Source organism: Paenibacillus sp. GM2 (assembly GCF_900069005.2).
Taxonomy (GTDB): Bacteria; Bacillota; Bacilli; order Paenibacillales; family Paenibacillaceae; genus Fontibacillus.
Genome location: NZ_LN831279.1, coordinates 439546 through 459522, shown reverse-complemented (window position 1 = coordinate 459522; position 19977 = coordinate 439546). Strand labels below are relative to the sequence as shown.

16 protein-coding genes and 3 pseudogenes are annotated in these 19977 nt (G+C 49.8%); 6 read left to right on the top strand and 13 right to left on the bottom strand.

Annotation, left to right across the window (positions count from 1 at the left end; genetic code table 11):
• Nucleotides 1–11 precede the first annotated feature (11 nt).
• The 5 genes and pseudogenes from BN1360_RS11875 to cobD all read right to left on the bottom strand — a co-directional run bounded on the left by BN1360_RS11875 (nt 12) and on the right by cobD (nt 5046).
• Nucleotides 12–1331 carry a hypothetical protein gene (locus tag BN1360_RS11875; RefSeq protein ID WP_068780067.1) on the bottom strand — a complete coding sequence of 440 codons (1320 nt, stop codon included), beginning with the start codon at nt 1329–1331 and terminating at the stop codon, nt 12–14.
• 398 nt (nt 1332–1729) lie between these two features.
• The gene (locus BN1360_RS11870) at nt 1730–2590 is read right to left on the bottom strand and encodes a hypothetical protein (RefSeq protein ID WP_068780066.1); all 861 of its coding nucleotides are present in this window, start codon (nt 2588–2590) and stop codon (nt 1730–1732) included.
• Nucleotides 2591–2730: 140 nt separating this feature from the next.
• Nucleotides 2731–3216, bottom strand: a pseudogene (locus tag BN1360_RS11865) (cobalamin biosynthesis protein CobD/CbiB); the annotation flags it as partial.
• Between the two features lie 7 nt (nt 3217–3223).
• Nucleotides 3224–3952 (bottom strand): adenosylcobinamide amidohydrolase, encoded by a 729-nt coding sequence (locus tag BN1360_RS11860; protein WP_068780065.1) that lies wholly within the window; start codon nt 3950–3952, stop codon nt 3224–3226.
• Nucleotides 3949–5046 carry a threonine-phosphate decarboxylase CobD gene (gene cobD / locus BN1360_RS11855; RefSeq protein ID WP_068780064.1) on the bottom strand — a complete coding sequence of 366 codons (1098 nt, stop codon included), beginning with the start codon at nt 5044–5046 and terminating at the stop codon, nt 3949–3951. The genes BN1360_RS11860 and cobD overlap by 4 nt, the downstream gene beginning before the upstream one ends.
• A 339-nt stretch (nt 5047–5385) precedes the next feature.
• On the opposite strand from cobD, the gene BN1360_RS11850 reads away from it, so the two are divergent.
• Both BN1360_RS11850 and BN1360_RS11845 read left to right on the top strand, forming a co-directional pair.
• Complete coding sequence (locus BN1360_RS11850; RefSeq protein WP_068780063.1) at nt 5386–6390, top strand: lipoate--protein ligase; 1005 nt, start codon at nt 5386–5388, stop codon at nt 6388–6390.
• 803 nt (nt 6391–7193) lie between these two features.
• Entirely contained in the window at nt 7194–7997 is an 804-nt protein-coding gene (locus BN1360_RS11845; protein ID WP_068780061.1) for a Cof-type HAD-IIB family hydrolase, read from the top strand.
• 104 nt (nt 7998–8101) lie between these two features.
• On the opposite strand, the gene BN1360_RS11840 is transcribed toward BN1360_RS11845, so the two are convergent.
• Genes BN1360_RS11840 through BN1360_RS11830 form a run of 3 tightly spaced genes read right to left on the bottom strand, consistent with a single transcriptional unit; the run spans nt 8102 to nt 10328 of the window.
• The gene (locus BN1360_RS11840) at nt 8102–8896 is read right to left on the bottom strand and encodes an MBL fold metallo-hydrolase (RefSeq protein ID WP_068780060.1); all 795 of its coding nucleotides are present in this window, start codon (nt 8894–8896) and stop codon (nt 8102–8104) included.
• Nucleotides 8897–8920: 24 nt separating this feature from the next.
• Complete coding sequence (locus tag BN1360_RS11835; protein WP_068780059.1) at nt 8921–9754, bottom strand: anti-sigma factor domain-containing protein; 834 nt, start codon at nt 9752–9754, stop codon at nt 8921–8923.
• Complete coding sequence (locus tag BN1360_RS11830; protein WP_068780058.1) at nt 9747–10328, bottom strand: RNA polymerase sigma factor; 582 nt, start codon at nt 10326–10328, stop codon at nt 9747–9749. Before BN1360_RS11830 ends, BN1360_RS11835 begins: the two co-directional genes overlap by 8 nt.
• A 259-nt stretch (nt 10329–10587) precedes the next feature.
• Between BN1360_RS11830 and BN1360_RS11825 the strand changes: the two genes are divergently transcribed.
• The 3 genes from BN1360_RS11825 to BN1360_RS11815 are packed head-to-tail and all read left to right on the top strand — an operon-like array spanning nt 10588 to nt 13855.
• Nucleotides 10588–11748: a COG1470 family protein gene (locus BN1360_RS11825; RefSeq protein WP_068780057.1), complete on the top strand. Its 1161-nt coding sequence runs from the start codon at nt 10588–10590 to the stop codon at nt 11746–11748.
• Between the two features lie 2 nt (nt 11749–11750).
• Nucleotides 11751–12764, top strand: a complete 1014-nt coding sequence (locus BN1360_RS11820; RefSeq protein WP_082790039.1) for an ABC transporter ATP-binding protein — start codon at nt 11751–11753, stop codon at nt 12762–12764.
• Nucleotides 12761–13855, top strand: coding sequence for an ABC transporter permease (locus BN1360_RS11815; protein ID WP_082790038.1), 1095 nt, complete (start codon nt 12761–12763; stop codon nt 13853–13855). The genes BN1360_RS11820 and BN1360_RS11815 overlap by 4 nt, the downstream gene beginning before the upstream one ends.
• 303 nt (nt 13856–14158) lie before the next feature.
• On the opposite strand, the gene BN1360_RS11810 is transcribed toward BN1360_RS11815, so the two are convergent.
• A complete protein-coding gene (locus BN1360_RS11810; protein WP_068780191.1) occupies nt 14159–15223 on the bottom strand; it encodes a sulfate/molybdate ABC transporter ATP-binding protein in 1065 nt (354 codons plus the stop codon).
• Between the two features lie 992 nt (nt 15224–16215).
• Between BN1360_RS11810 and BN1360_RS11805 the strand changes: the two genes are divergently transcribed.
• Nucleotides 16216–16617 (top strand): secondary thiamine-phosphate synthase enzyme YjbQ, encoded by a 402-nt coding sequence (locus BN1360_RS11805; RefSeq protein ID WP_068780056.1) that lies wholly within the window; start codon nt 16216–16218, stop codon nt 16615–16617.
• A gap of 195 nt (nt 16618–16812) precedes the next feature.
• Here BN1360_RS11805 and BN1360_RS11800 read toward each other — a convergent pair whose 3' ends face one another.
• From BN1360_RS11800 to BN1360_RS11785, 4 genes and pseudogenes are all read right to left on the bottom strand, one after another.
• Nucleotides 16813–17409, bottom strand: coding sequence for a TetR/AcrR family transcriptional regulator (locus BN1360_RS11800; RefSeq protein WP_068780055.1), 597 nt, complete (start codon nt 17407–17409; stop codon nt 16813–16815).
• A gap of 5 nt (nt 17410–17414) precedes the next feature.
• Nucleotides 17415–17795, bottom strand: a pseudogene (locus tag BN1360_RS11795) (YigZ family protein); the annotation flags it as partial.
• Nucleotides 17794–18249: pseudogene (locus tag BN1360_RS11790) on the bottom strand (YigZ family protein); the annotation flags it as partial. The pseudogenes BN1360_RS11790 and BN1360_RS11795, both read right to left, overlap by 2 nt.
• A 106-nt stretch (nt 18250–18355) precedes the next feature.
• Entirely contained in the window at nt 18356–19711 is a 1356-nt protein-coding gene (locus BN1360_RS11785; protein WP_068780054.1) for a glucose-6-phosphate isomerase, read from the bottom strand.
• Nucleotides 19712–19977 lie beyond the last annotated feature (266 nt).

Below are 19977 nucleotides of genomic sequence, written 5' to 3'. Positions count from 1 at the left end.
AGTCAAAAAATTTAAATCATGGCCTTATCCTTTAAAAAGGAAAAACGGTAAATTTGCCGAGGTCGCCCCTTTGGCACCTTCTCCATTCCGGCAATATCAACAAGTCCGTTATCGATCCAAAGCAGCAGCAGCCGATGGGCACTTCTGACTGTAATATCAAGCAAAGCAGCAAGCTCATGCACCGTATATTCATATTTGCCGAATTTCGCCGTATAAGACAGCAGCTTGCTCAAATAAGCGCTTGTCATCCCCGCTTCCTCCGCTTGTTTTATTAAGCCGGAGTAGGTAGGAGACAGCACAGTCTGTATAGGATCCGACATTTCCAGCGGTCCGATCAACGTCTGATCCTCGCGGATAATGAAGCAGGTATTCCCGCCGGCTTCCCTAGATTTGCGCAGCGCAGCCCGCGCGTTGGTTCCCGCCTCATTGGCTGAGGTTCCAAACCCGACTCCAAAGCTAAGGGAAATCCCGAAGGACTGGTTGGCATCCTTGGCCAGCGGAATCGTCTTGTACCCGCCGGTTTCCCGCTCGAAGATGCCTCGCGTTGTAAAAAATAAATACTCATCGCCACCGATCGGCGTCAGATAGCCATCCAGCGACTCAACATAATCCAATACCATCCGGTGGATGTCAAGCTTCAGCTTCTGTACCTCATGCTCGCTGCCGCGCTTCATCACAAGCTTGCCGAACTCATCGACCTTGATCATGCCCACCACAATTTGCGATTCCTTCATCCGCCTGGATTCTGTGGACAGCAGCGCACGCTCCAGGGTTACGCTCATATCCTGATCCGATGGAACCAGCCACTCATTGGCAGCACCAGCAGCGGATAATCTGCGGGCAACCGATTCTACCCCGGTAATCGCCAAAGAGCAGGCCCCGGCGTTCAGCTGTTGTTGGTGAAAAGCAAACAGCTTGTCCGCTGAAGCATGTGCAGGACCATTGTAGAGTACGATTCTCGTCTGCTCGATCCCGAGATCCTGAAGAGCATTCGTAACCATCGTCCTGGTCAGTGAATCGATGCAGATGCCGCCGTCCAGACGACCGGTCTGCAGAGCTTGAAACAGCGTCCGGTACAGCCCTGCTCCGGTTAAAGGAACATAATGCACTGGAATCGTCACATTGACTTTCTCCTTCACCTTGCGGTGCGATTGCGCCCCAAACAAAATCAGCGCCTCCACCTCAGCCATCAGCAGCTCAGCGGCCGCTGGAACCTCGCCTTCGTCCTGCACAATCCTCACAATCGGTATAAACGTCGGAAACGCCTTAAGCACTTTGAGCAGCTTGTCCACAACCGGCCGTATGCCAATAATACCAATCTTGATTTGCATGATGAGCCTCCTCCTCTCTTTGCTAAAAATAAAAGTCGATAGATTGAAACGCCCAAACTGCTTTTTGAACTTTACAGCTCTCTAACGAAACTATGGATCGTTATTTCACCAAAATAGGCATTAATTTCAGACCTAGCAAAACTACGGATCGCTACTTCACCAAAATGAGCGTCAATTCAAATCTAACGAAACTACGGATCGTTATTCCACCTAAATAAGCGCTAAATCATATCTAACGAAACTACAGATCGTTATTTGCGAAAAAGGCAGGCCTTTTGCTACTTTTTTGCTGAAATAGCGATACCCAGTTTCGTTAAAACTTTTATCGGCCTTTTACAGCCCAAATAACGATTCTCAGTTTCGTTAGAAATGGCTTAAAGAGGCGCTATTCGATTTGTTCAGGAGTTTTCCTTTTGAATTTTGGCCGGGTTGTTGATTTTATAAGCTACCGGGTGTTTGGTCAGCTTCTTGGCCACTATTTTCGCTTCAAAAGTAATTGTATCCCCGATGGCAAGCTCAAGCTTTTTAAGGGTTGCGCTATGGCTGGACCAGGCTTCTCCGATTTCGGTGTCCGGCTCCAGAATTGCAACCGCCTCGTAGATAATTACTTCATCGTCCCGATCGGCAAAATGATTCGGTACCGTCGTAAAATCCTGCACTGTAGCCTTCATTTTCACTTTGCCCTCAGGCAGTTCAATTTTCGCCTTCTTCGTTTTCTTCACTTTTTCCTTCGGTGCATAATCGGGGTCCGAAATATCAACGATAGGCGGTTCGACCCCCTCGGGAGACTCAGCAGCAGGTTCGGGTTCAGTCGTTATTGCTTCCGTATTTTGATCCGCCGCTGCCGTCACTACCACTTCAGCATCCTCCGAGGTTCCCTCTTCCACCTGTACTTCGTTATGATCCAGCTCGGAAGAGGTTAACGCTTCATCAGTCTCAGACACTGCATTTTCAGGATCATCCGCCCCCGCCTCCTCCGCAACCGGCTTCTGTCCATAGCTCGCCGCCTGCATCTCCTTCAAATAAGAAGGGTGAATGCAGTGCAATTGCTTATTTTCCAATTCAATTACTGCGGTATTTTTATCCACCATTCCAACAATATTGCAGGGAAGATTCTGGCCGTATCCCTTGTAATAGAACGCCTTTGTCTTTATTGCCTTGCCGGAGACCAGTCCCCATTCCTTGCATTGCTCCAGCTGCGCCGTCTCATCCTCGAAAGCGATATAGCTTAGCGGCTCGATCACAAATTCATATCCCATTGCTCCTCCACCTTTCCATCCATAAGATTCTATTATTCATTACTTGACCATTCACAAGCTGCTGATACAAGGCAAATGAGTGAACCTGCGTTAATCTGAACTACATCACTACTATGAAAACCTCACATGTCACTTCACACTCAGATCCCATGCCATCCGCCATTCACCCAGACCACAATCAACGTCCCCAGCAAGACTGCCGCATTCGCTGTGAAAAACATCAGTCCAACCGCACGTGGAATATCCTCGCCATGAAGCTCACGAGTTTTCTCGCCCATGTGAGCCCGGAACGATACGACACCATGATACGAATTTTCTCCGCCAAGCTGAACACCTAGCGCTCCGGCTACCGCAGCTTCCGGGTAACCGCTGTTTGGACTGGGATGCTTCGGAGCATCGCGCCGTACAGCGCGTACGGCCCCCTTCACATCAAGCCTCATCAGCCAGGCCCCAAGGAACAGCAGTAAGGCTGTTATACGCGCGGGAATATAATTCGCCACATCATCCAGCCGGGCCGAGGCCCAACCCAGATCGATATACTTATCGTTCTTGTAGCCGACCATCGAGTCCAGCGTATTCACGGCCCGGTATGCGATCGCCAGCGGGGCGCCGCCGAGCAGGGCGAAGANGCCATCATCGGCGCTCACCCGCTGCGGCGCGCAGCGATTCGCTCACGGCGGCGTACACCAGACGGCCTACCGTGCCGCCCAGATCGGTCGCGGTCCCGGCATAGGCATGCAGCAGCGGCCAATCGGCCCGCTGGCTGGCGCCAAGCACGACCGCATCCGTCGTGGTACCGGTGGCCGCAAGCCCATTCTCGGCGTCAAGCACGCCGAGGTCCTGCAGCGCTGCGGTCTTGGCCTCCGTCGCCGTGATGACGGCGTTCACCAGCGCTGCATCCGTCATCCTGCCGTCGACCGCCAGCAGGATGTTGATCGTCCCCGGCGTCCAGAGCGCCGGGAACGTTGTCCGCTGAACTCCCGCTCGCGCGGAGTTCGAAGCCCCCGCCGTTGCGCAGCAAAATACGGCGTAATCCCTGGTGCGCTCCTCGGCAACCGCCGCGTAGCGCAGCCTCACCGCCGTCAGCAATCCGGCGGTCTCCTGCTCGGGGATCCCCCACTCCTGCAGCAATTGGCGAATATCCTTCTCCGGATCATCGCAGCGATAATGCTTGTCCACATATATATTGACAACTTGGCGAAGCTCTCGCATGCCGCCTCCGTATACGGCGCTGCTGACAACACGAAGCGGAGTCGGAGGCGCAAGCATCAAATGGCGCTCTTCTCGCAAAAGCTTCAGCCCCGGCCAAGCCTGCGATTCATAACCCCCTTGTTCAGCTCCATTTATAAATGGCAAAGTCATCTTGTCTTACCTCCCAGCACAGCGCTTAATTCCACAAGCAGTCTCTGGCTTTCATCTTCTCCTTTGACGGCTATCCGAATATCGCGCTCACTAAGCCCTGCATACATCGCACAGCTACGAACAAGCACTCCGCGCTTCCCAAGCTCCGTTTGAACCCCAGCTGCTGTCCAGTCCTCAGGCAAACGGACAAGCATGAAGTTCGCCTCTCCTGGCCATGTCTCGCAGCCCAGCTCCAGCAAGGCTGCTTGCAGCAGCTTGCGCTGCTCCGCAATGAGGGCGATCGTCGCCTGCTCATAAGCCTCGTCGGCCTGCAAACATACCTCTCCGGCGGCCAGTGCCAGCGAATTGACGCTCCAGGTTACCTGCTTGCTACGCATCCTGGCCGCAAGCTCCGGCGCAGCCATCGCGAAGCCGAGCCTTAGCCCAGGAATTGCATAAAATTTGGTCATTGAGCGGATGAGTACAAGTTGGCTATACTTTGTCAGCTCTGGCAGCAGCGTCTGTCTCTGCAGTTCAGGTATAAAATCAACAAAAGCTTCGTCGACAATCAAATAAGTGCCGCTCCGCTCGGCAGCCTCCGCAAATCTGCGCAGTTCATCAAGCGGATACTGCACCCCGTTCGGATTGTTGGGTTGTCCCAGAAATACAAGATCCGTCTCCCTTATCAAGCGTTCAACATCTTGCGGCTCCGCCCGGAAGGCTCTTTTCGCTGATCCAAACACAGAGCTGACCTGTGCGCCAAACTGTTCAGCCAATGTCCGGTACTCCGAGAAGCATGGCTCAATGATGCCCACCTTCATTGGAGCTAGGGCCAACAAAGCCAGTGCCATATTCTCGGCAGCTCCGTTGCCGATCACAAGACAGCCCGGTTCCACAGCATAACGCCTGCTTAACAAGGACACCAAGCGACGATGTCCGGGGTCCGGATACTTCACAATTTCCGGTAGAACCCTCTGCAAATTATCCAGCAAGCCAGGCGGCGGACCAAGCGGATTAATATTGGCACTCAAATCCATCATCTGCTCCGGGGCTATTCCGTAACGTTCTGCGGCGGTCTGCAAATCTCCGCCATGTCCGTACACTTCCAGCAACATAATACTGCTCTCTTCCTCTCTATCAAAAAAGTCCAAAGGTTTGAACTGCTCTCAGGTATGATTATACCATTATGAAGATATGCTCTGACTCACGTCAATCATCAGCCGCCAATATTTGCTGCTGTTTTCACATGGATTCACGCCTCCTCGTTCCAATACGCTGTATCACGTTTTGCCTGCGGCAAAACGGCGCTCCTCTCCCTGCCGACATGTGGACGAAGAATTACATGCATTTTTCATGAATAAATGACGACAGCACTTTGGTTTGACTTGCAATTGGTTTACAATAGAAGTGAAAATACAAAGAATACATCTCATCGGCAATGGAGGCTGAAACATATGCTGTTTATTGACAATCAAGGAATTAACGATCCTTCGATTAACCTCGCTATTGAAGAATATACATTAAGGCATCTCCCGCTTGAGGACGACAGTTATTTGTTGTTCTATATCAATGCTCCGTCGATCATCATCGGCAAGCATCAGAATACGATCGAAGAGATCAATCAGGAATACTGCAAGGAGAACGGAGTTCAAGTGGTTCGTCGTCTATCGGGAGGCGGCGCAGTCTATCACGATCTCGGCAACCTCAATTTCAGCTTCATTACAAAGGATGACGGTGATTCATTCCACAATTTCCGCAAATTCACTCAGCCGGTTGTTGAAGCTTTGAAATCGATGGGCGTTAATGCCGAGCTATCGGGACGCAACGATCTTCAGGTCGGTGAGCAGAAAATATCCGGCAATGCCCAATTCTCCACACGGGGACGGATGTTCAGCCACGGCACACTGATGTTCAACTCCAATTTGGATGATGTCCAGGCTTCCTTGAAGGCTAATCCGGAAAAATTCAAATCCAAGAGTACCAAATCGGTGCGCAGCCGTGTCGCTAATATTAGCGACTTCATGGATCACAAAATGACGGTGGAGGAATTCCGTGCAGAATTGCTGCGTCATATTTTCGGAATGGAAGCAGATCAAGTGCCGCAATACAAATTAACTGAAGCCGATTGGGCAAAAATCAATGAAATTTCACAGCAGCGCTATAAGAACTGGGATTGGAACTACGGTCTGTCCCCAGCCAGCAATGTGAAGCATGCCAAGAAGTTCCCTGCAGGCATTATTGACCTGCGTATGGATATCGAAGAGGGGCATATTCGCAACATTAAAATCTATGGCGACTTCTTCGGTGTTGGAGATGTAGGTGATATTGAGGACAAGCTTAGAGGACTGCGCTATGAAGAAAGCGCGGTTCGTGAAGTACTTGCAGATATCGATGTCAAATACTATTTCGGCAACATCGACAAGGATGATTTCATCGGTCTCGTATTCCTGGAGGAATAGTACCTGGAAAATTAGATAGTAAACCCCAGTCCGGACAAGCTCTTTCCCAAAGCGTTCTTGTCCGGGCCTTTTTTATTTTCAGCTTGCCAATTTCTGCGAATCGTCAACGCAATCCTCTATTTCTTGACCTTCTATTATTAGCTCCCCCCCTACTCTAGCTTTCTCTATTAAGCTAGTTGAGCCAAGCTAATCTCCAATTTTCCTTCATATCAATCTATTAGCCCTATCAAAATCAAATAGATTCTCATATGATGCATTATCTTAATAGAAAGAGGTGAGCTATCATATGGGCTACCAAAGACGAGAAACGCTGCACGACAGGGCGCGGAGACTCTTGCATCAAGAGGTTCTTATCGTATTAAGAGACGGCCGCGAGCTCGAAGGTGTTATTATTTTTGTATCCAGTAACTGCCTTGTGCTCCGCATTTGCCGCGGTGAAGTACTTCTTCGCGTAAAGATTCCGCTCTGTAAAATCCGTGAAATTTTCCCTTGTGGTGGTGAATAATCAACGGATGCAGCAAGGATGCAAAGCTGTGGAATCCTCCCTTCTCCGCAAGCTGCTTGACGCCGCCGTCAGCACATTGACAAACAAGGCTGTCCTCGCCCTGAGAGATCAGGGTTCAGGACAGCCTACATAACCGCAATTGGCATGAGATGAGCCCATAAGGCTGCATACATCCCCTGAATGAGAATGTTGATTCTATTTCTTTTTTCTGGATTGGAATTGAATTATATAGTCTGAAAGGTACAATAGAGGTAGTTAAGCTATCGATAGATAAAGAAACCATCAAAGGAGAGGGACCATGTACAAGCTGATTGCCATCGACATCGACGATACTCTGATCAACGACAGCAAGGAAGTTACCCCGGCCACCCAGCAGGCGCTGGAGCAAGCGATTGCCAGGGGGGTCATCGTTACACTGGCCACCGGACGCGCCTATGCCTCGGCCCAAGCGATTGCCCGCCAGATAGGAATGAATGTACCGATCATAACCTATCAGGGATCCCTAGTTAAAAACCTTCTCGATGAGAAGGTGCTATATGAACGTTATGTGCCTATGGGGGCGGTCCGCAAGGTGTTCGATTACTGCATGCAGCACCATTTGCACTTGCAGACTTATATTGATGATAAGCTCTTCGCCCGGGAAGAAAATCAGAAGCTGATCGATTACACGACGCTGAACCGGACGGAGTATTATATAGAACCTGATGTCGCCAAGCTGGCCGCTCATCCAACACCGAAGCTGCTCATCATCGATGACCCCGACTATTTGGATGAAATCGCTCCTCGGCTTCGCGAGCTGCTGGGCGAGGATGTGCATATTACGAAGTCGAAGCCGAATTTTCTGGAAATTATGCACCGTGAAGGTACAAAAGGCCATGCCCTGAAGTTCCTGGCTGCTCATTTTGGCTATGATATGTCGCAGACAATAGCCATTGGTGACTCCTGGAATGATCACGAAATGCTGGAGGCTGCCGGCCTTGGTGTAGCAATGGGCAACGCAATTCCAGCTCTGAAGGAGCTTGCCGATTATGTAACGCTTAGCAATAATGAAGATGGAGTTAAAGCAGCCATCGATAAGTTTGTACTGCAACTGGAGCAATAATTAGCCCACAGGTTGTTTTCGAGCTTAAAGGGCCTCAAATCCATGCAGAAGTGGGTTGGCCCTTTTCTCTTTGTCCTGCTGTTATCGGACTAGACTATAACCATCTAGTCCTTCCCTAGCGGTACGCTCATTCCAGTGCTCGCAAAGGATGCGCTCCCAGGCAGTACATAATCCTTGCGCTGATCAATATCATGAGACATATGTGTAAATATCGTACGCTTTGGTTTAATCTCCTGCAGCAGACCCAGTGCCTCCGTTACATCATAGACAGACCGCGTAGAGAATTCGGCAAGCTCTTCATAGAAGCTTGTTCCAAGGATCAACAGATCCAGCCCATGGAGCGGGGCCTTTTGCTCCGGCGGCAGATCGATAGAATCCGAGCAGTAAGCCCAGGCATAACCGGGTTTATCAAAGCGATAGGCGTAGGAATAGCCGTTCTTGCCGTGGTTTACTTTCCAACCATGTATCTTCCATCCAGCTAATGCGATATCTTCATCTACAAAATGGATGTCGAGGTTCCTTTCCAACCAAGGGTATTGACATAAAATGATGTCCACGACTTCACGAGGAGCATACATTTGCCCTCTTCTACCCAGCCAGCGACAGGCATCAGCCCATTCCGGCAAACCTCCGATATGGTCAAAGTGAGCGTGCGTGATCAGCAGGTGCTCTATAAATCTTTGGCTGCGCCGCTCCATGCTGACCCGAAAATCCGGACCACAATCGATCATAAATTGCTCCCCCGCCTCGCACTCTACGGCCACTGCAGAACGATACCTCCGGTTCTTTCCGGAGCTCCTTGCTTCCGTGCATACTTCACAATCGCAATATAGTCTTGGTACACCCATCGCATCACCTGTACCAAGAAACACCAGTTGATCTGTCCCGGTATTCTGCATTTCGGCAATCCATCCCTTTTCTGTTTAATCTGTCGCCCCTGTTATTCCTACCGAAATCGTCTCCGTCTCAGACAGATCGAACGGGCCAGACTTCGGCTCGATCGATAGAATGATATCAGCTTGATCCAGAACCCGGTCTCTAACATACAAATGGGCTCGGTAAGCATGGTATTGAAGCACTCCCAGGTCATCGCGGCTTCCTTCCCTGACCGCCCATACCCGGACGACCTGATCTTCACGAGGTATCAGACCGCCCACAAGCATCAGCAGCTCTCCAGAGTGAGAATTGTACCAGACAACTCCCGACTTTGGTACAGGTCTTCCCAGACTGATCGGATAGAATTCGCTGTCCGGACTCGACATCACATTCATCGCCGCGGGTTCATAGGTTTTCACATAGCTGTTCCATTCCGTTTCAGGGTCATTCATCCGCATAATCCCGCCGACCGCCGCTAGCAATATGCATACGGCCCCAAGCGCTATCACCAGCCTGCGTTTGGCAGACAGGAATCTTCCGGCGCTCCGCCTTATTCCAAGCATCCGCACTCTGAACCGCAGCTTTTTGTAAATCCGCTTCGATGGCTTCATAACCTGCTCGATTTGAGTGGTGTCATCTATGGCCCGCAGATCGCTCGCCAGCGTCATCTTTCCATCCTTGTCCGGCAGCAGCAATTCCTGCCACTGTTCGCACCTTTTTTGACAGGCCGGGCACCGTGCTAAATGGCGGCTCATTTCTGTTCGCTTGAATGAACCTTCCGTACCGATCAGGTAATCGATCCAAGCTTCCTCTGTATAGCCTTCCTGGCATAAATGCTGCAAGTCCGTCCCCGCATCGCTATGGAGCTTATCATTATTCATGCCGCCGCCCCCTTTCCGCCGTATTGACCCAACCCTGCTTCTCCATCTGCTTGCGCAGATTGGCTATTCCATACCTGACCCAGGATTTTACCGTTCCAATCGGTACGTTCCAAGCCTCAGACATCTGCTGCTGCGTCCGGGAGGAGTAGTAAGAACCGAGAATCGCCTTCTTCTGAGTATCCGGCAGCCTATATACAGCCGATCGCAGCGCTTCTCGCTCCAGTCTGGAAATGACGACTTCCTCCTGGGAAGCAGAAGCTTGTTCAAGCTCCTCCGCATCGAGATACTGCATCCGTCGATTTCGCCGAAGCCGATCCAGACAGCGGCTTCTCGTCATCACTGCAAGCCAGGCCTTGAGCGAACCCCGGCCAGCATCGTATTGACTCCCCCGCCGCAGCACCTCAAGGAACACCTCATGACATACATCTTCCGCTTCCATCCGCTCGCCCAACAGGCGAACGGCCACTTGCATCACAAAGGGAGAATAATAACCGTAGAAGCTGTCAAAGGCTTCGACCGAACCATCGCACATTTCGCGAAGCCGCCTTGACATCTCTTCATTTTGCAGGTCCATGCCCCTTCCCTCCCGCAATTTTTCTCCTCTTCTCTTCTATCTCCCGTTGTATCAAAAAGCTCAGCTTTTGAAAACCCCTTTGCGTGAGAGTTCAAAAAATTTTGAACATGATAGATCCAAACTGAAATCTCGTTCGTACCATCCATAGATGGCAACGATGAAGGGGGTCAAGGTTAGCGAGGGGCCCATCGCTAACACATTTTTATATTGAAATAGCCCGGTCGTTCGCCTTGATCATTTTAACTTAGGAGGATTCAATATGCTTCGATCTTTACGAAAGACAGCGGCCATGCTGCTGCTCATGCTCCTTGTATTGGTTGGCACATCCTTTACAGGCCCGAATCAGGCCGCCGCTGCCGGCGCACTCGAACTTTATACGCCCTACCTCGAATGGTCAGCAGCTCCAGGTGAAACCGTCTCTTACTCCATAGATGTGATTAACCACGGTACTTCTACTTCTTCTGCCAATCTATCGTTGGACTCCGCTTCTGCGGATTGGAAATACAACCTAACCGCTGGAGGCAGAGAGATCTCCCGTGTGGCCGTCAAAGCAGGTGATACACAGACCATCAATTTACAGCTCGAAGTCCCGCTCAAAATTAATAAAGGTCGCTATAATTTCAGGCTAAATGCAGATGATACCTCTCTCCCGCTCGTTATTAACGTCTCGGAGCAAGGTACTTTTAAATCGGAACTGTCTGTGGACCAAGCCAATATGGAAGGACACTCTGATTCTACCTTTACCTATAGCGCTGTCCTCAAGAATCGAACCTCTCAGAAGCAAACCTACGCGCTGAGTGCACAGGCAGAGCAGGGCTGGGATGTCCGCTTCAATGCGGATTCAAGCAGTGTGACTTCCGTCGAGATTGAACCGAACACGGACAAGACGATCTCCATTCAGGTGAAGCCATCAGAGCAGGTGAAAGCCGGCTCCTACAAAATTCCGATCACCGCGACCAGCGGGGAATCGAACGCTCAAGCCACCCTGGAGGCAGTCGTCACCGGAACATACAATATGCAGTTCACGACGACAAACGATCTGCTGAGCGCAGATATTAAGGCTGGAGGAGAGCGCAAGCTGAATTTTGTTGTGAACAACACAGGATCGGCGGAGCTGCAGGATCTCTCCTTCACTTCCAATGCGCCTACGGACTGGGAGGTCTCCTTTGAGCCTTCGTCGATTACCTCGATCGCCCCGGGCGAAAGCAAGCAAGTCACCGCAACGATCAAATCAAGCGATAAATCGCTGGCCGGAGATTATGTCGTTAGTCTGACCGCCTCTTCCGCAAATAAGAGTTCATCTGCCGATTTGCGCATCACGGTTAAATCCTCTGTCCTCTGGGGCTGGATCGGGGTTATTATCATCCTGGCCGTCTGTGCAGCTATCTACTATCTGTTCCGCAAGTTTGGGAGACGGTGAAGATGAGTAACACGATGGCAACTTCCACTCAAGCTGTGCGGAATCAGCCGGTCATTGAACTTGTAGAGCTAACCAAGAGCTATGGCGACTATAAAGCGGTTAATCATTTGAATTTGACCATCAATAAAGGGGAGATCTTCGGGCTGCTTGGACCTAATGGCGCCGGGAAGACGACTACCATCCTGATGATGCTCGGACTTACCGATCCCAGCTTCGGGCAAGCAAGGATCTGTGGATTCGATCCTACCCGTGAAGCGCTGAAAGTAAAGAGAAGAGTCGGATACCTGCCTGATGATATCGGCTTCTATGAAGACAGAACTCCGCTCGACAATCTGATCTATACGGCGAGGCTGAATGGAATATCAAGGGACGAAGCAGAATCCCGCGCTGTTACTCTGTTGGAGAAGACAGGTATTGCCGAGCAAATGCGCAAGAAGGTCGGTGCGTTCTCACGCGGGATGCGGCAGCGACTGGGCTTGGCTGATGTTCTCATCAAGAATCCGGAGGTTATCATTCTCGATGAGCCTACGCTAGGGATTGACCCCGAGGGAGTGCGCGAGCTGCTGCAGCTCATCTCATCGCTCAGCCGCGATCAAGGCCTGACCGTGCTGCTGTCATCCCATCACCTGCATCAGGTTCAGCAAATATGTGACCGGGTCGGCCTGTTCGTCCAAGGACAATTGATCGCCTGCGGAGATATACGAACGCTCTCACATCAGCTGAACGATGATGGCTCGATTAATATTGAGGTGGGAACAAATCAGTGGACTGAACCACTTCTGAGCAGCATATCCGGGCTTGAAGGAGTGCTGGAGATTTATCGGAATCAGAGCACTGCGGAGAGTAAGGATAACGAGGAATACGATCTGGCGACCATTGTCTGTGATCGGGATCTTACCTCGCAAATTGCCGAGACCATCATTCGCAGCAATGCTGATCTAGTCTATTTGCGGCGCAAGGATTATGGCCTTGACGATATATATCATCGATATTTCGAAAGGAAGGGAGAGCGATGACAGACACTACAGCCAAACAACAATCAGCCTGGTCACGCTGGATTGAGATCCTGGACCGCTTCGAGGCGAAGCTTGGGCTTCCACCGAGACAAAGGCATAGCAGCGATCAAGCTGCGGATGAACATGAACGCAGTACTTCACCATTCTGGGTGATGGTCCATAAGGAAATCGGTGACCACATCCGCAGCTGGAGATTTGGAATTCTGATCGGCATCATCGTGCTGGCCTGCATCGGTTCGGTCTTCTCTGCTGTAACGGCAATCCGCAGTGGCTCAGCGAATAGCCAGGGATCGGGCAATACCTTTATGTTCCTGCGGATGTTCACACTTACGAGCCCAACGCTCGCCATACCGCCCTTCTCCAGTTTTCTGGCCTGGCTTGGTCCGTTGATCGGCATCGCGCTTGGCTTCGATGCTGTCAATTCGGAGCGCAACAAAGGCACACTTGGAAAGCTGTTGTCGCAGCCGATGTACCGGGATGATTTTATTATCGCCAAATTTGTCTCATCCTTGTTCCTGATCGCTGTCGTCGTATTCTCCCTTGGCTTTTTAATTATGGGACTCGGTCTGTTCGTCATCGGCTATCCGCCAACACCGGAGGAATTCCTGAGGGTCATTCTGTTCCTGATTATCGCCGTCGTCTATATCGGCTTCTGGCTCAATCTGTCAATCCTGTTCTCCATCCGGTTTCGGCAGGCGGCAACCTCTGCGTTGTCTTCGATGGCCATCTGGCTGTTCTTTGCCATCTTCTATAGCATGATCACCGGGCTGATCGACAGCATCACCGCCGTCTCGCAAACGGCGGACGTCGCGACGCAGATTCACCAGATGAACCTGATCCTCACTCTGAATCGCCTTTCTCCAACCTATCTGTTTACGGAGACGATTACGACGATGCTCTCACCGGGAATCCGCTCACTCGGTCCGCTCACGATGGATCAGCTGGTCGGGGCCATTTCCAGCCCATTGTCCCTGGGACAAAGCCTTATTCTGGTATGGCCGCAGTTAACCGGGATGATCGCCGAGACGATGGTCTGCTTCGGTATCTCCTACTATCTGTTCATGCGCCAGGAGATCCGTTCAAGGGTATAAGCTCTGCTGAGAGCCAAGGACTTCTAATCAGCCCCCTGTCTTCTCCTTAGATACTATGCTCATACACATAAATGACCTGGCGTTTCCGCCAGGTCATTTGCTTATTCTATCCTGAAATACGAATTAGTAAGAGGAACCCAATAACAATAATAGCAACTAATATAGCGCCCCAAGCCGTATTGTTCGTCGTATCTTCTTCGCGCTTTATTTTCTTAAAGAGACTGGCTGTATTCACATAAAGCAACGCTGCAAGGAACGGTAATCCAAATACGATAGCCCTTCAACCATTGCCTCATCACCCGTCTATATCATAGCGCTCATCGGATCACGCTTCAACGGATTCTCAACAATCCAACTGCGCTGCTCATTGTATAGATAGGCGCGATGGACAAGAACGCGAATCTCCTGCCCGATCTCAAGCGTCTCCTTCTCCAGCGAGCGGAAGGTCGTTAATACGTTCCCCCCCACTTCAACGTCAACCAGCCATTCGCTGCCGCGAAAATGTACATGCTTCACAACTCCGACAGACGTAGCAGACAGTAGGGAGAAATCCCGCTCGCTGCCGATCTCGATATATTCCGGGCGGATTAAAGCCTTTGCTTGTGAACCGGATACCTCCGTCTCGAAGCCTCTTAGCTCGGACGGGTTATCAATCAACGTTGATTGTCCGATAAAGGAAGCGACAAACGGTGTCCGCGGCTCCCGGTAGATGTCCCATGGCGAACCTTTCTGCTCCAGCCGGCCTTCGCTAATGATCATAATCTCATCCGCGACCTCAATCGCCTCGTCCTGATCATGGGTGACGAAGATCGACGTAATGCCGACACGTTCAATCAACTCGCGCAGCCAGGACCTCAGCTCCTGGCGGATCTTCGCATCGATCGCGGCGAAGGGCTCATCGAGCAGCAGAAGCTGCGGCTCTGGGGCAAGCGCCCTGGCGAAGGCGACTCTTTGACGTTGCCCACCGGAAAGCTGATGCGGATAACGCCCCTCGAACCCTTTAAGCCCCGTTAGCTCCACCAGCTCCATCACACGCTCTTTTATCGCACTTTTGGTCACTTTTTTGACCTGGAGTCCAAAAGCGATATTATCGAATACCGTCATATGCTTGAATAATGCATAACTCTGGAATACGAAGCCGATTCCGCGTTCCTGCGGCGCAAGCTCGTTCACCCGTTGTCCATGGAACAGAATCTCCCCTGATTCCGGCTGCTCCAGCCCTGCCAGCATGCGAAGAATCGAGGTTTTGCCCCCTCCGCTCGGTCCGAGCAATCCGATCAACTGTCCCTTTTCAATCTCAAAGCTCACGTCTTTCACGGCATGGAAATTGCCAAAATGCTTATCCAGATTTCGTACTTCTATATGCATCGGAAGAGGCCACATCCTTTCATCAATTCCGGCAGCAGGTCGTTGGAGCAGGGCCACCAGTTGCGTATAATTAACATCCCATAATTTCATATGAAATTACTTGGTTTTATTCTTATTAAACACTTTATCAAACCGTCCAACCTCAGTCAACCAAATATTTCTAGTCTCCGCGGCGCACTAAAAAGCTGAAACGATAGCTTCATGAACAACACAAATCCCCTACGAACAGTTCGAGAACTTAATAAGGCCAAGAAACATGATATAGACGTAACGACCTTTATCCGTCAAGGCAACGAACACTTTGTCTGTTATGAACAATATTCAGAGGACCCCGCTCAAGATATTGAGTTTAGCCAAGCTATTCTCGATTTTTTAGCCGTTGAATTCCCTTAGTAAATTCTGCAAGTCATATATGGGTTCAATTAGGTCGATTTTCAGTAGCGGGTAAAATAAATAGCTTAACAGGAGTCGCAGCTTATGCCGTGGCTTCTTTTCTTGCCCGGTTTTAGCAAGCCTCATAACATTCTGGTTATTGTTTTATGTTAAGCAGCGTGGAAATTGCCAAAATGCTTATAACCGTCTAACCTCAGTCAATCAAAGGTTTCCAGTATCCGTAAACAATAAGGAAGTCGTCTATCCATCGCCTGACAGCCAGAAAAGAAAAAATAGGGCTTGAATTCTGACCGGTTCTGACAAACCATAGGGATACTGCTTTTAACGGAAATAGAAGACGCTATTATGGCGATAAAGCCACATTTTTCAATCTAACGGAAATGGACAACCTTATGTCAGAAAATTACTATGGAAACAGGCTGTTAGCCAGCAAATAGCGAACCTGATTTCCGTTATAATTCCAACCTGACCAAAATGGGCATAATAACGGCTGTGGTTTCCGTTAGAGTTCTGATGTTTCAATAAATAGGTCTCATGATGGCGATATGCTAAAATTGTGATATACTAAGCCAAAAATATTTAATCAGAGGAGGTCAACGATGCTTTATAAGCTTGAATTATCCACAGCCAAGCGGGATGAAATGCGTGATATTACAAGAGAAGTTACGGCATTTGTACATAAAAGCGGGGTTAAACAGGGTCATGTCATCGTCTATTGTCCGCACACTACCGCAGGAATTACGATTAATGAGAATGCCGATCCGGACGTCAAGCGTGATGTGTTAATGAGGCTGAATGAAGTATACCCTTGGGAACATCCGCAATACCGTCATGCGGAGGGCAATACGGCCGCTCATCTGAAGGCAATGACCACCGGTACGTCCCAGACTGTGATCCTAGAGGATGGCGAGCTGCTGCTCGGGCGGTGGCAAGGCATCTATTTTTGTGAATTCGACGGTCCACGTCAGCGCCATTGTTACGTTAAAATACAAGAAGACTGAAAACTGAGACACGTAGAGGGCCTGCATTCCTTTTCGGGAATCCCAGGCCCTTTACGCTCTGGAATAAACATACATGTATGAAACAACTCCAGCATTATATAACGATCGACTTATCGCCCTGTTTGATTAATGCAATACAGAAGTACAGCGATGATAGTGTAAATGGATAAAGTCCGGATGGAAAACAAAAACGCCCTATGACGTTAAACGGTACGTGCTCTGACTTAACATTTTGACATGGCCCACTGCAGCGGGCATGATCTCATCAAAGGTAAGACGGTCCTGGATGTAGAACGAAATAAACCCGTGAATCCCCAAAAACATAGTCAGCGGAAAGGAAGGATTCTGCTGCAGCGCATGCTGCTCTTCCTTCAAGAAACGCTGTACAATTGTCTTGAATTTGTCGAAGCACTTGGACTGTTCTGCACGGCAATAGGACAATATCTCCTCATCACGGAGCATGAACATAATCTCGTATTGATGCGGATGGTCAAGGCCAAACTTAATAAACTCCAGCATCAGTTCCTCCGTCTTCGTGAGTCCATCCACTACCGGGCGCTTCGTCACCTGTTCACAGAGCAGGGTCAAATGATTGAAGTCCTGCACCACAATCGCATAGAACAGCTCTGCCTTCTCTTTAAAATGATAATAAAGTGAGCCGTGGCTATATCCCAAATGCTGCCCAATGCTCCGCATGGAAATACCCCGATAACCCTTCGTAATAAACAGATGTCTCGCGGCATCCATAATTCTTTCCCTTGATAATTCCTGCTCTACTGCTCTTCTTGCCATAGGCATTATTCCCCTTCAATAAAATAAACCTTGTCACCCGCCATCATCTCTGCCTGCCCTTGAGTCATATCCGTCATCCAGTTGATAAATTGCTCCGCCTCGTCTGCGAGCGGTAAGCAGTGCAATGTGACTTTATCAGTAAATTCGGTCTGCCCCATGCGGATTCCACGATTGTGAAGCTCATTCTCTGCTTTGCCAAGCCAAGTATAGTCAAGCTCAACGAGGACTTCCTGATGCAGTACCCGAGTAATCGCCTCTCCCGCCTCAATCGCTGCTACGGCACCATCCGTATAAGCCCGGATCAGGCCCCCCGCCCCAAGCAGAATACCGCCAAAATAACGGGTTACGACGATCGCCACATTTTTCAAATTTTGATTCTTAANAATTCTCTGTTTTGCCAGCCCAAGTATAGCAAACCAAAACGAGACCTTCCGGATGCAGCCCCGGAGAAACCCCCTCTCCCGCCTCAATCGCTGCTACGGCACCATCCGTATAAGCCCGGATCAGGCCCCCCGCCCCAAGCAGAATACCGCCAAAATAACGGGTTACGACGATCGCCACATTTTTCAAATTTTGATTCTTAATAACTTCCAGTATCGGCTTGCCTGCTGTTCCGCTGGGTTCCCCATCATCGGATTGCTTCTGGATCTCATCTCTTTCGCCGATCATATAAGCCGAGCAATTATGGGTAGCGTTCCAATGCTTCTTCTTGATCTCCTCAATAAAAGCGACCGCTTCCTCCTCGCTCTCTACCGGCTTGATATGGCCAATAAACCGCGATTTGCGAATGACGATTTCCTTCTCGCCTGCTTGCCTGACTGTTCTGTAACGTTCCAACATCGATATCCTCATCCTTATGAATGTGCCAAAAAGCAGCCCATCCGGTTTTTTCCGAAAAGAACTGCTTTCTGGCGTTATGTCCTCTGGTGTTCAACTCGTCGTAATCTTATTCGGACAGTCTTGCTTCCAGAGCTGCTTTTTCTTTCTCATAGCCCGGCTTGCCAAGAAGCGCAAACATGTTCTTCTTGTAAGCTTCAACGCCTGGCTGATCGAATGGATTTACGCCTGACAGGTAACCGCTGATGCCGCAAGCTTTTTCAAAGAAGTATACGAGGTAACCGAAAGAATATGGAGTCATATCCTCTACATTAACGACCAGGTTAGGCACCTGACCATCGGTATGGGCGAGCAAGGTTCCTTGGAACGCCTTCTTGTTCACGAAATCCATCGTCTTGCCTGCGAGGAAGTTCAATCCATCAAGATCGTCCGGATCGGATTCGATCGCGATGTGACTCGATACTTCAGTAACTTGAATCACCGTCTCAAAGATGTTGCGGTTGCCCTCTTGAATGAATTGTCCCATGGAATGCAGATCTGTAGAGAAATCAACTGCCGCTGGGAAAATGCCTTTATAATCTTTACCTTCACTCTCGCCGTAGAGCTGCTTCCACCACTCGGATACGTAGTGCAAGGACGGCTCGTAGTTGACGAGAATTTCGGTTACTTTGCCTTTGCGATACAATGCATTACGCACGGCAGCGTATTGGTAGCTCTCATTCTCAGCTACGTTCGGATTGCTGTATTCCTTCGCTGCGTCAGCTGCGCCTTGCATCATCGCATCGATATCGATGCCAGCAACGGCAATCGGAAGCAAACCAACCGGAGTAAGCACGGAATAACGACCACCTACATCATCGGGAATAACGAAGGATTCATAACCTTCTTCGTTCGAGAGCTTCTTGAGCGCGCCCTTCTCGCGGTCTGTCGTTGCGTAGATGCGCTTGCGGGCTTCTTCCTTGCCGTATTTCTTCTCCAGTGCTGCACGGAAAATGCGGAAAGCAATCGCCGGCTCTGTCGTCGTACCGGATTTGGAGATGACATTCACGGAGAAATCCTTGCCATCGATCAGGTCAAGCAAATGATTTACATAAGTGGAGCTAATATTGTTACCTGCAAAATAGATTTCAGGAGTTTTGCGTTTATCTTTAGGAAGTAAGTTGTAGAAGGAATGCGACAAAGATTCAATCGCAGCGCGTGCGCCGAGATAAGAACCACCGATGCCGATTACGATCAATACTTCGGAATCATTTTGAATTTTGGCTGCCGCCTTCTTGATGCGGGCAAATTCCTCTTTGTCATACTCGGTAGGCAGGTTAATCCAGCCAAGATAATCGGAGCCTGCACCTGTACCCTTATGTAGCTGCTCATGAGCAAGACGAATGGGTTCAGCAAAATAATCAATCTCATGCTGTCCTACGAATTCCAAAGCGTTACTGTAATCAAACGTTACTTTTTTACTCATCTGAAACAAACCTCCATCTATATATTTATCGCACTGCCTATCCACAAGAGGTAATGATAGTCATTAGTCCTCTTAAATAAAAGTGACAACCTCTTAAATAGAAGTTCAAAAAGATCGAGTTCTCAGCACCGAGAAGGTTGGATAAAGCTAGGGCTTGAGGATGAGACATACGAAGTGGGTACATGAGCACCTGAGATGTTTCCGGAGGAAACATAACTTCGTAGGCATTCGCTTAGGCCCGGCTAAATTCAAGATTCGATGCCAAA

Excerpts from the sequence above, each read along its gene's own strand:
- BN1360_RS11830 (WP_068780058.1), bottom strand. The coding sequence starts at position 10,328 with ATGGACCTGCAAAATGAAGAGATGTCAAGGCGGCTTCGCGAAATGTGC.
- BN1360_RS11820 (WP_082790039.1), top strand. The coding sequence starts at position 11,751 with ATGAGTAACACGATGGCAACTTCCACTCAAGCTGTGCGGAATCAGCCG.
- BN1360_RS11785 (WP_068780054.1), bottom strand. The coding sequence starts at position 19,711 with ATGAGTAAAAAAGTAACGTTTGATTACAGTAACGCTTTGGAATTCGTA.
- cobD (WP_068780064.1), bottom strand. The coding sequence starts at position 5,046 with ATGTTGCTGGAAGTGTACGGACATGGCGGAGATTTGCAGACCGCCGCA.
- BN1360_RS11825 (WP_068780057.1), top strand. The coding sequence starts at position 10,588 with ATGCTTCGATCTTTACGAAAGACAGCGGCCATGCTGCTGCTCATGCTC.
- BN1360_RS11810 (WP_068780191.1), bottom strand. The coding sequence starts at position 15,223 with ATGCATATAGAAGTACGAAATCTGGATAAGCATTTTGGCAATTTCCAT.
- BN1360_RS11875 (WP_068780067.1), bottom strand. The coding sequence starts at position 1,331 with ATGCAAATCAAGATTGGTATTATTGGCATACGGCCGGTTGTGGACAAG.
- BN1360_RS11840 (WP_068780060.1), bottom strand. The coding sequence starts at position 8,896 with ATGCAGAATACCGGGACAGATCAACTGGTGTTTCTTGGTACAGGTGAT.
- BN1360_RS11805 (WP_068780056.1), top strand. The coding sequence starts at position 16,216 with ATGCTTTATAAGCTTGAATTATCCACAGCCAAGCGGGATGAAATGCGT.
- BN1360_RS11835 (WP_068780059.1), bottom strand. The coding sequence starts at position 9,754 with ATGAATAATGATAAGCTCCATAGCGATGCGGGGACGGACTTGCAGCAT.
- BN1360_RS11800 (WP_068780055.1), bottom strand. The coding sequence starts at position 17,409 with ATGGCAAGAAGAGCAGTAGAGCAGGAATTATCAAGGGAAAGAATTATG.
- BN1360_RS11815 (WP_082790038.1), top strand. The coding sequence starts at position 12,761 with ATGACAGACACTACAGCCAAACAACAATCAGCCTGGTCACGCTGGATT.
- BN1360_RS11870 (WP_068780066.1), bottom strand. The coding sequence starts at position 2,590 with ATGGGATATGAATTTGTGATCGAGCCGCTAAGCTATATCGCTTTCGAG.
- BN1360_RS11845 (WP_068780061.1), top strand. The coding sequence starts at position 7,194 with ATGTACAAGCTGATTGCCATCGACATCGACGATACTCTGATCAACGAC.
- BN1360_RS11860 (WP_068780065.1), bottom strand. The coding sequence starts at position 3,952 with ATGACTTTGCCATTTATAAATGGAGCTGAACAAGGGGGTTATGAATCG.
- BN1360_RS11850 (WP_068780063.1), top strand. The coding sequence starts at position 5,386 with ATGCTGTTTATTGACAATCAAGGAATTAACGATCCTTCGATTAACCTC.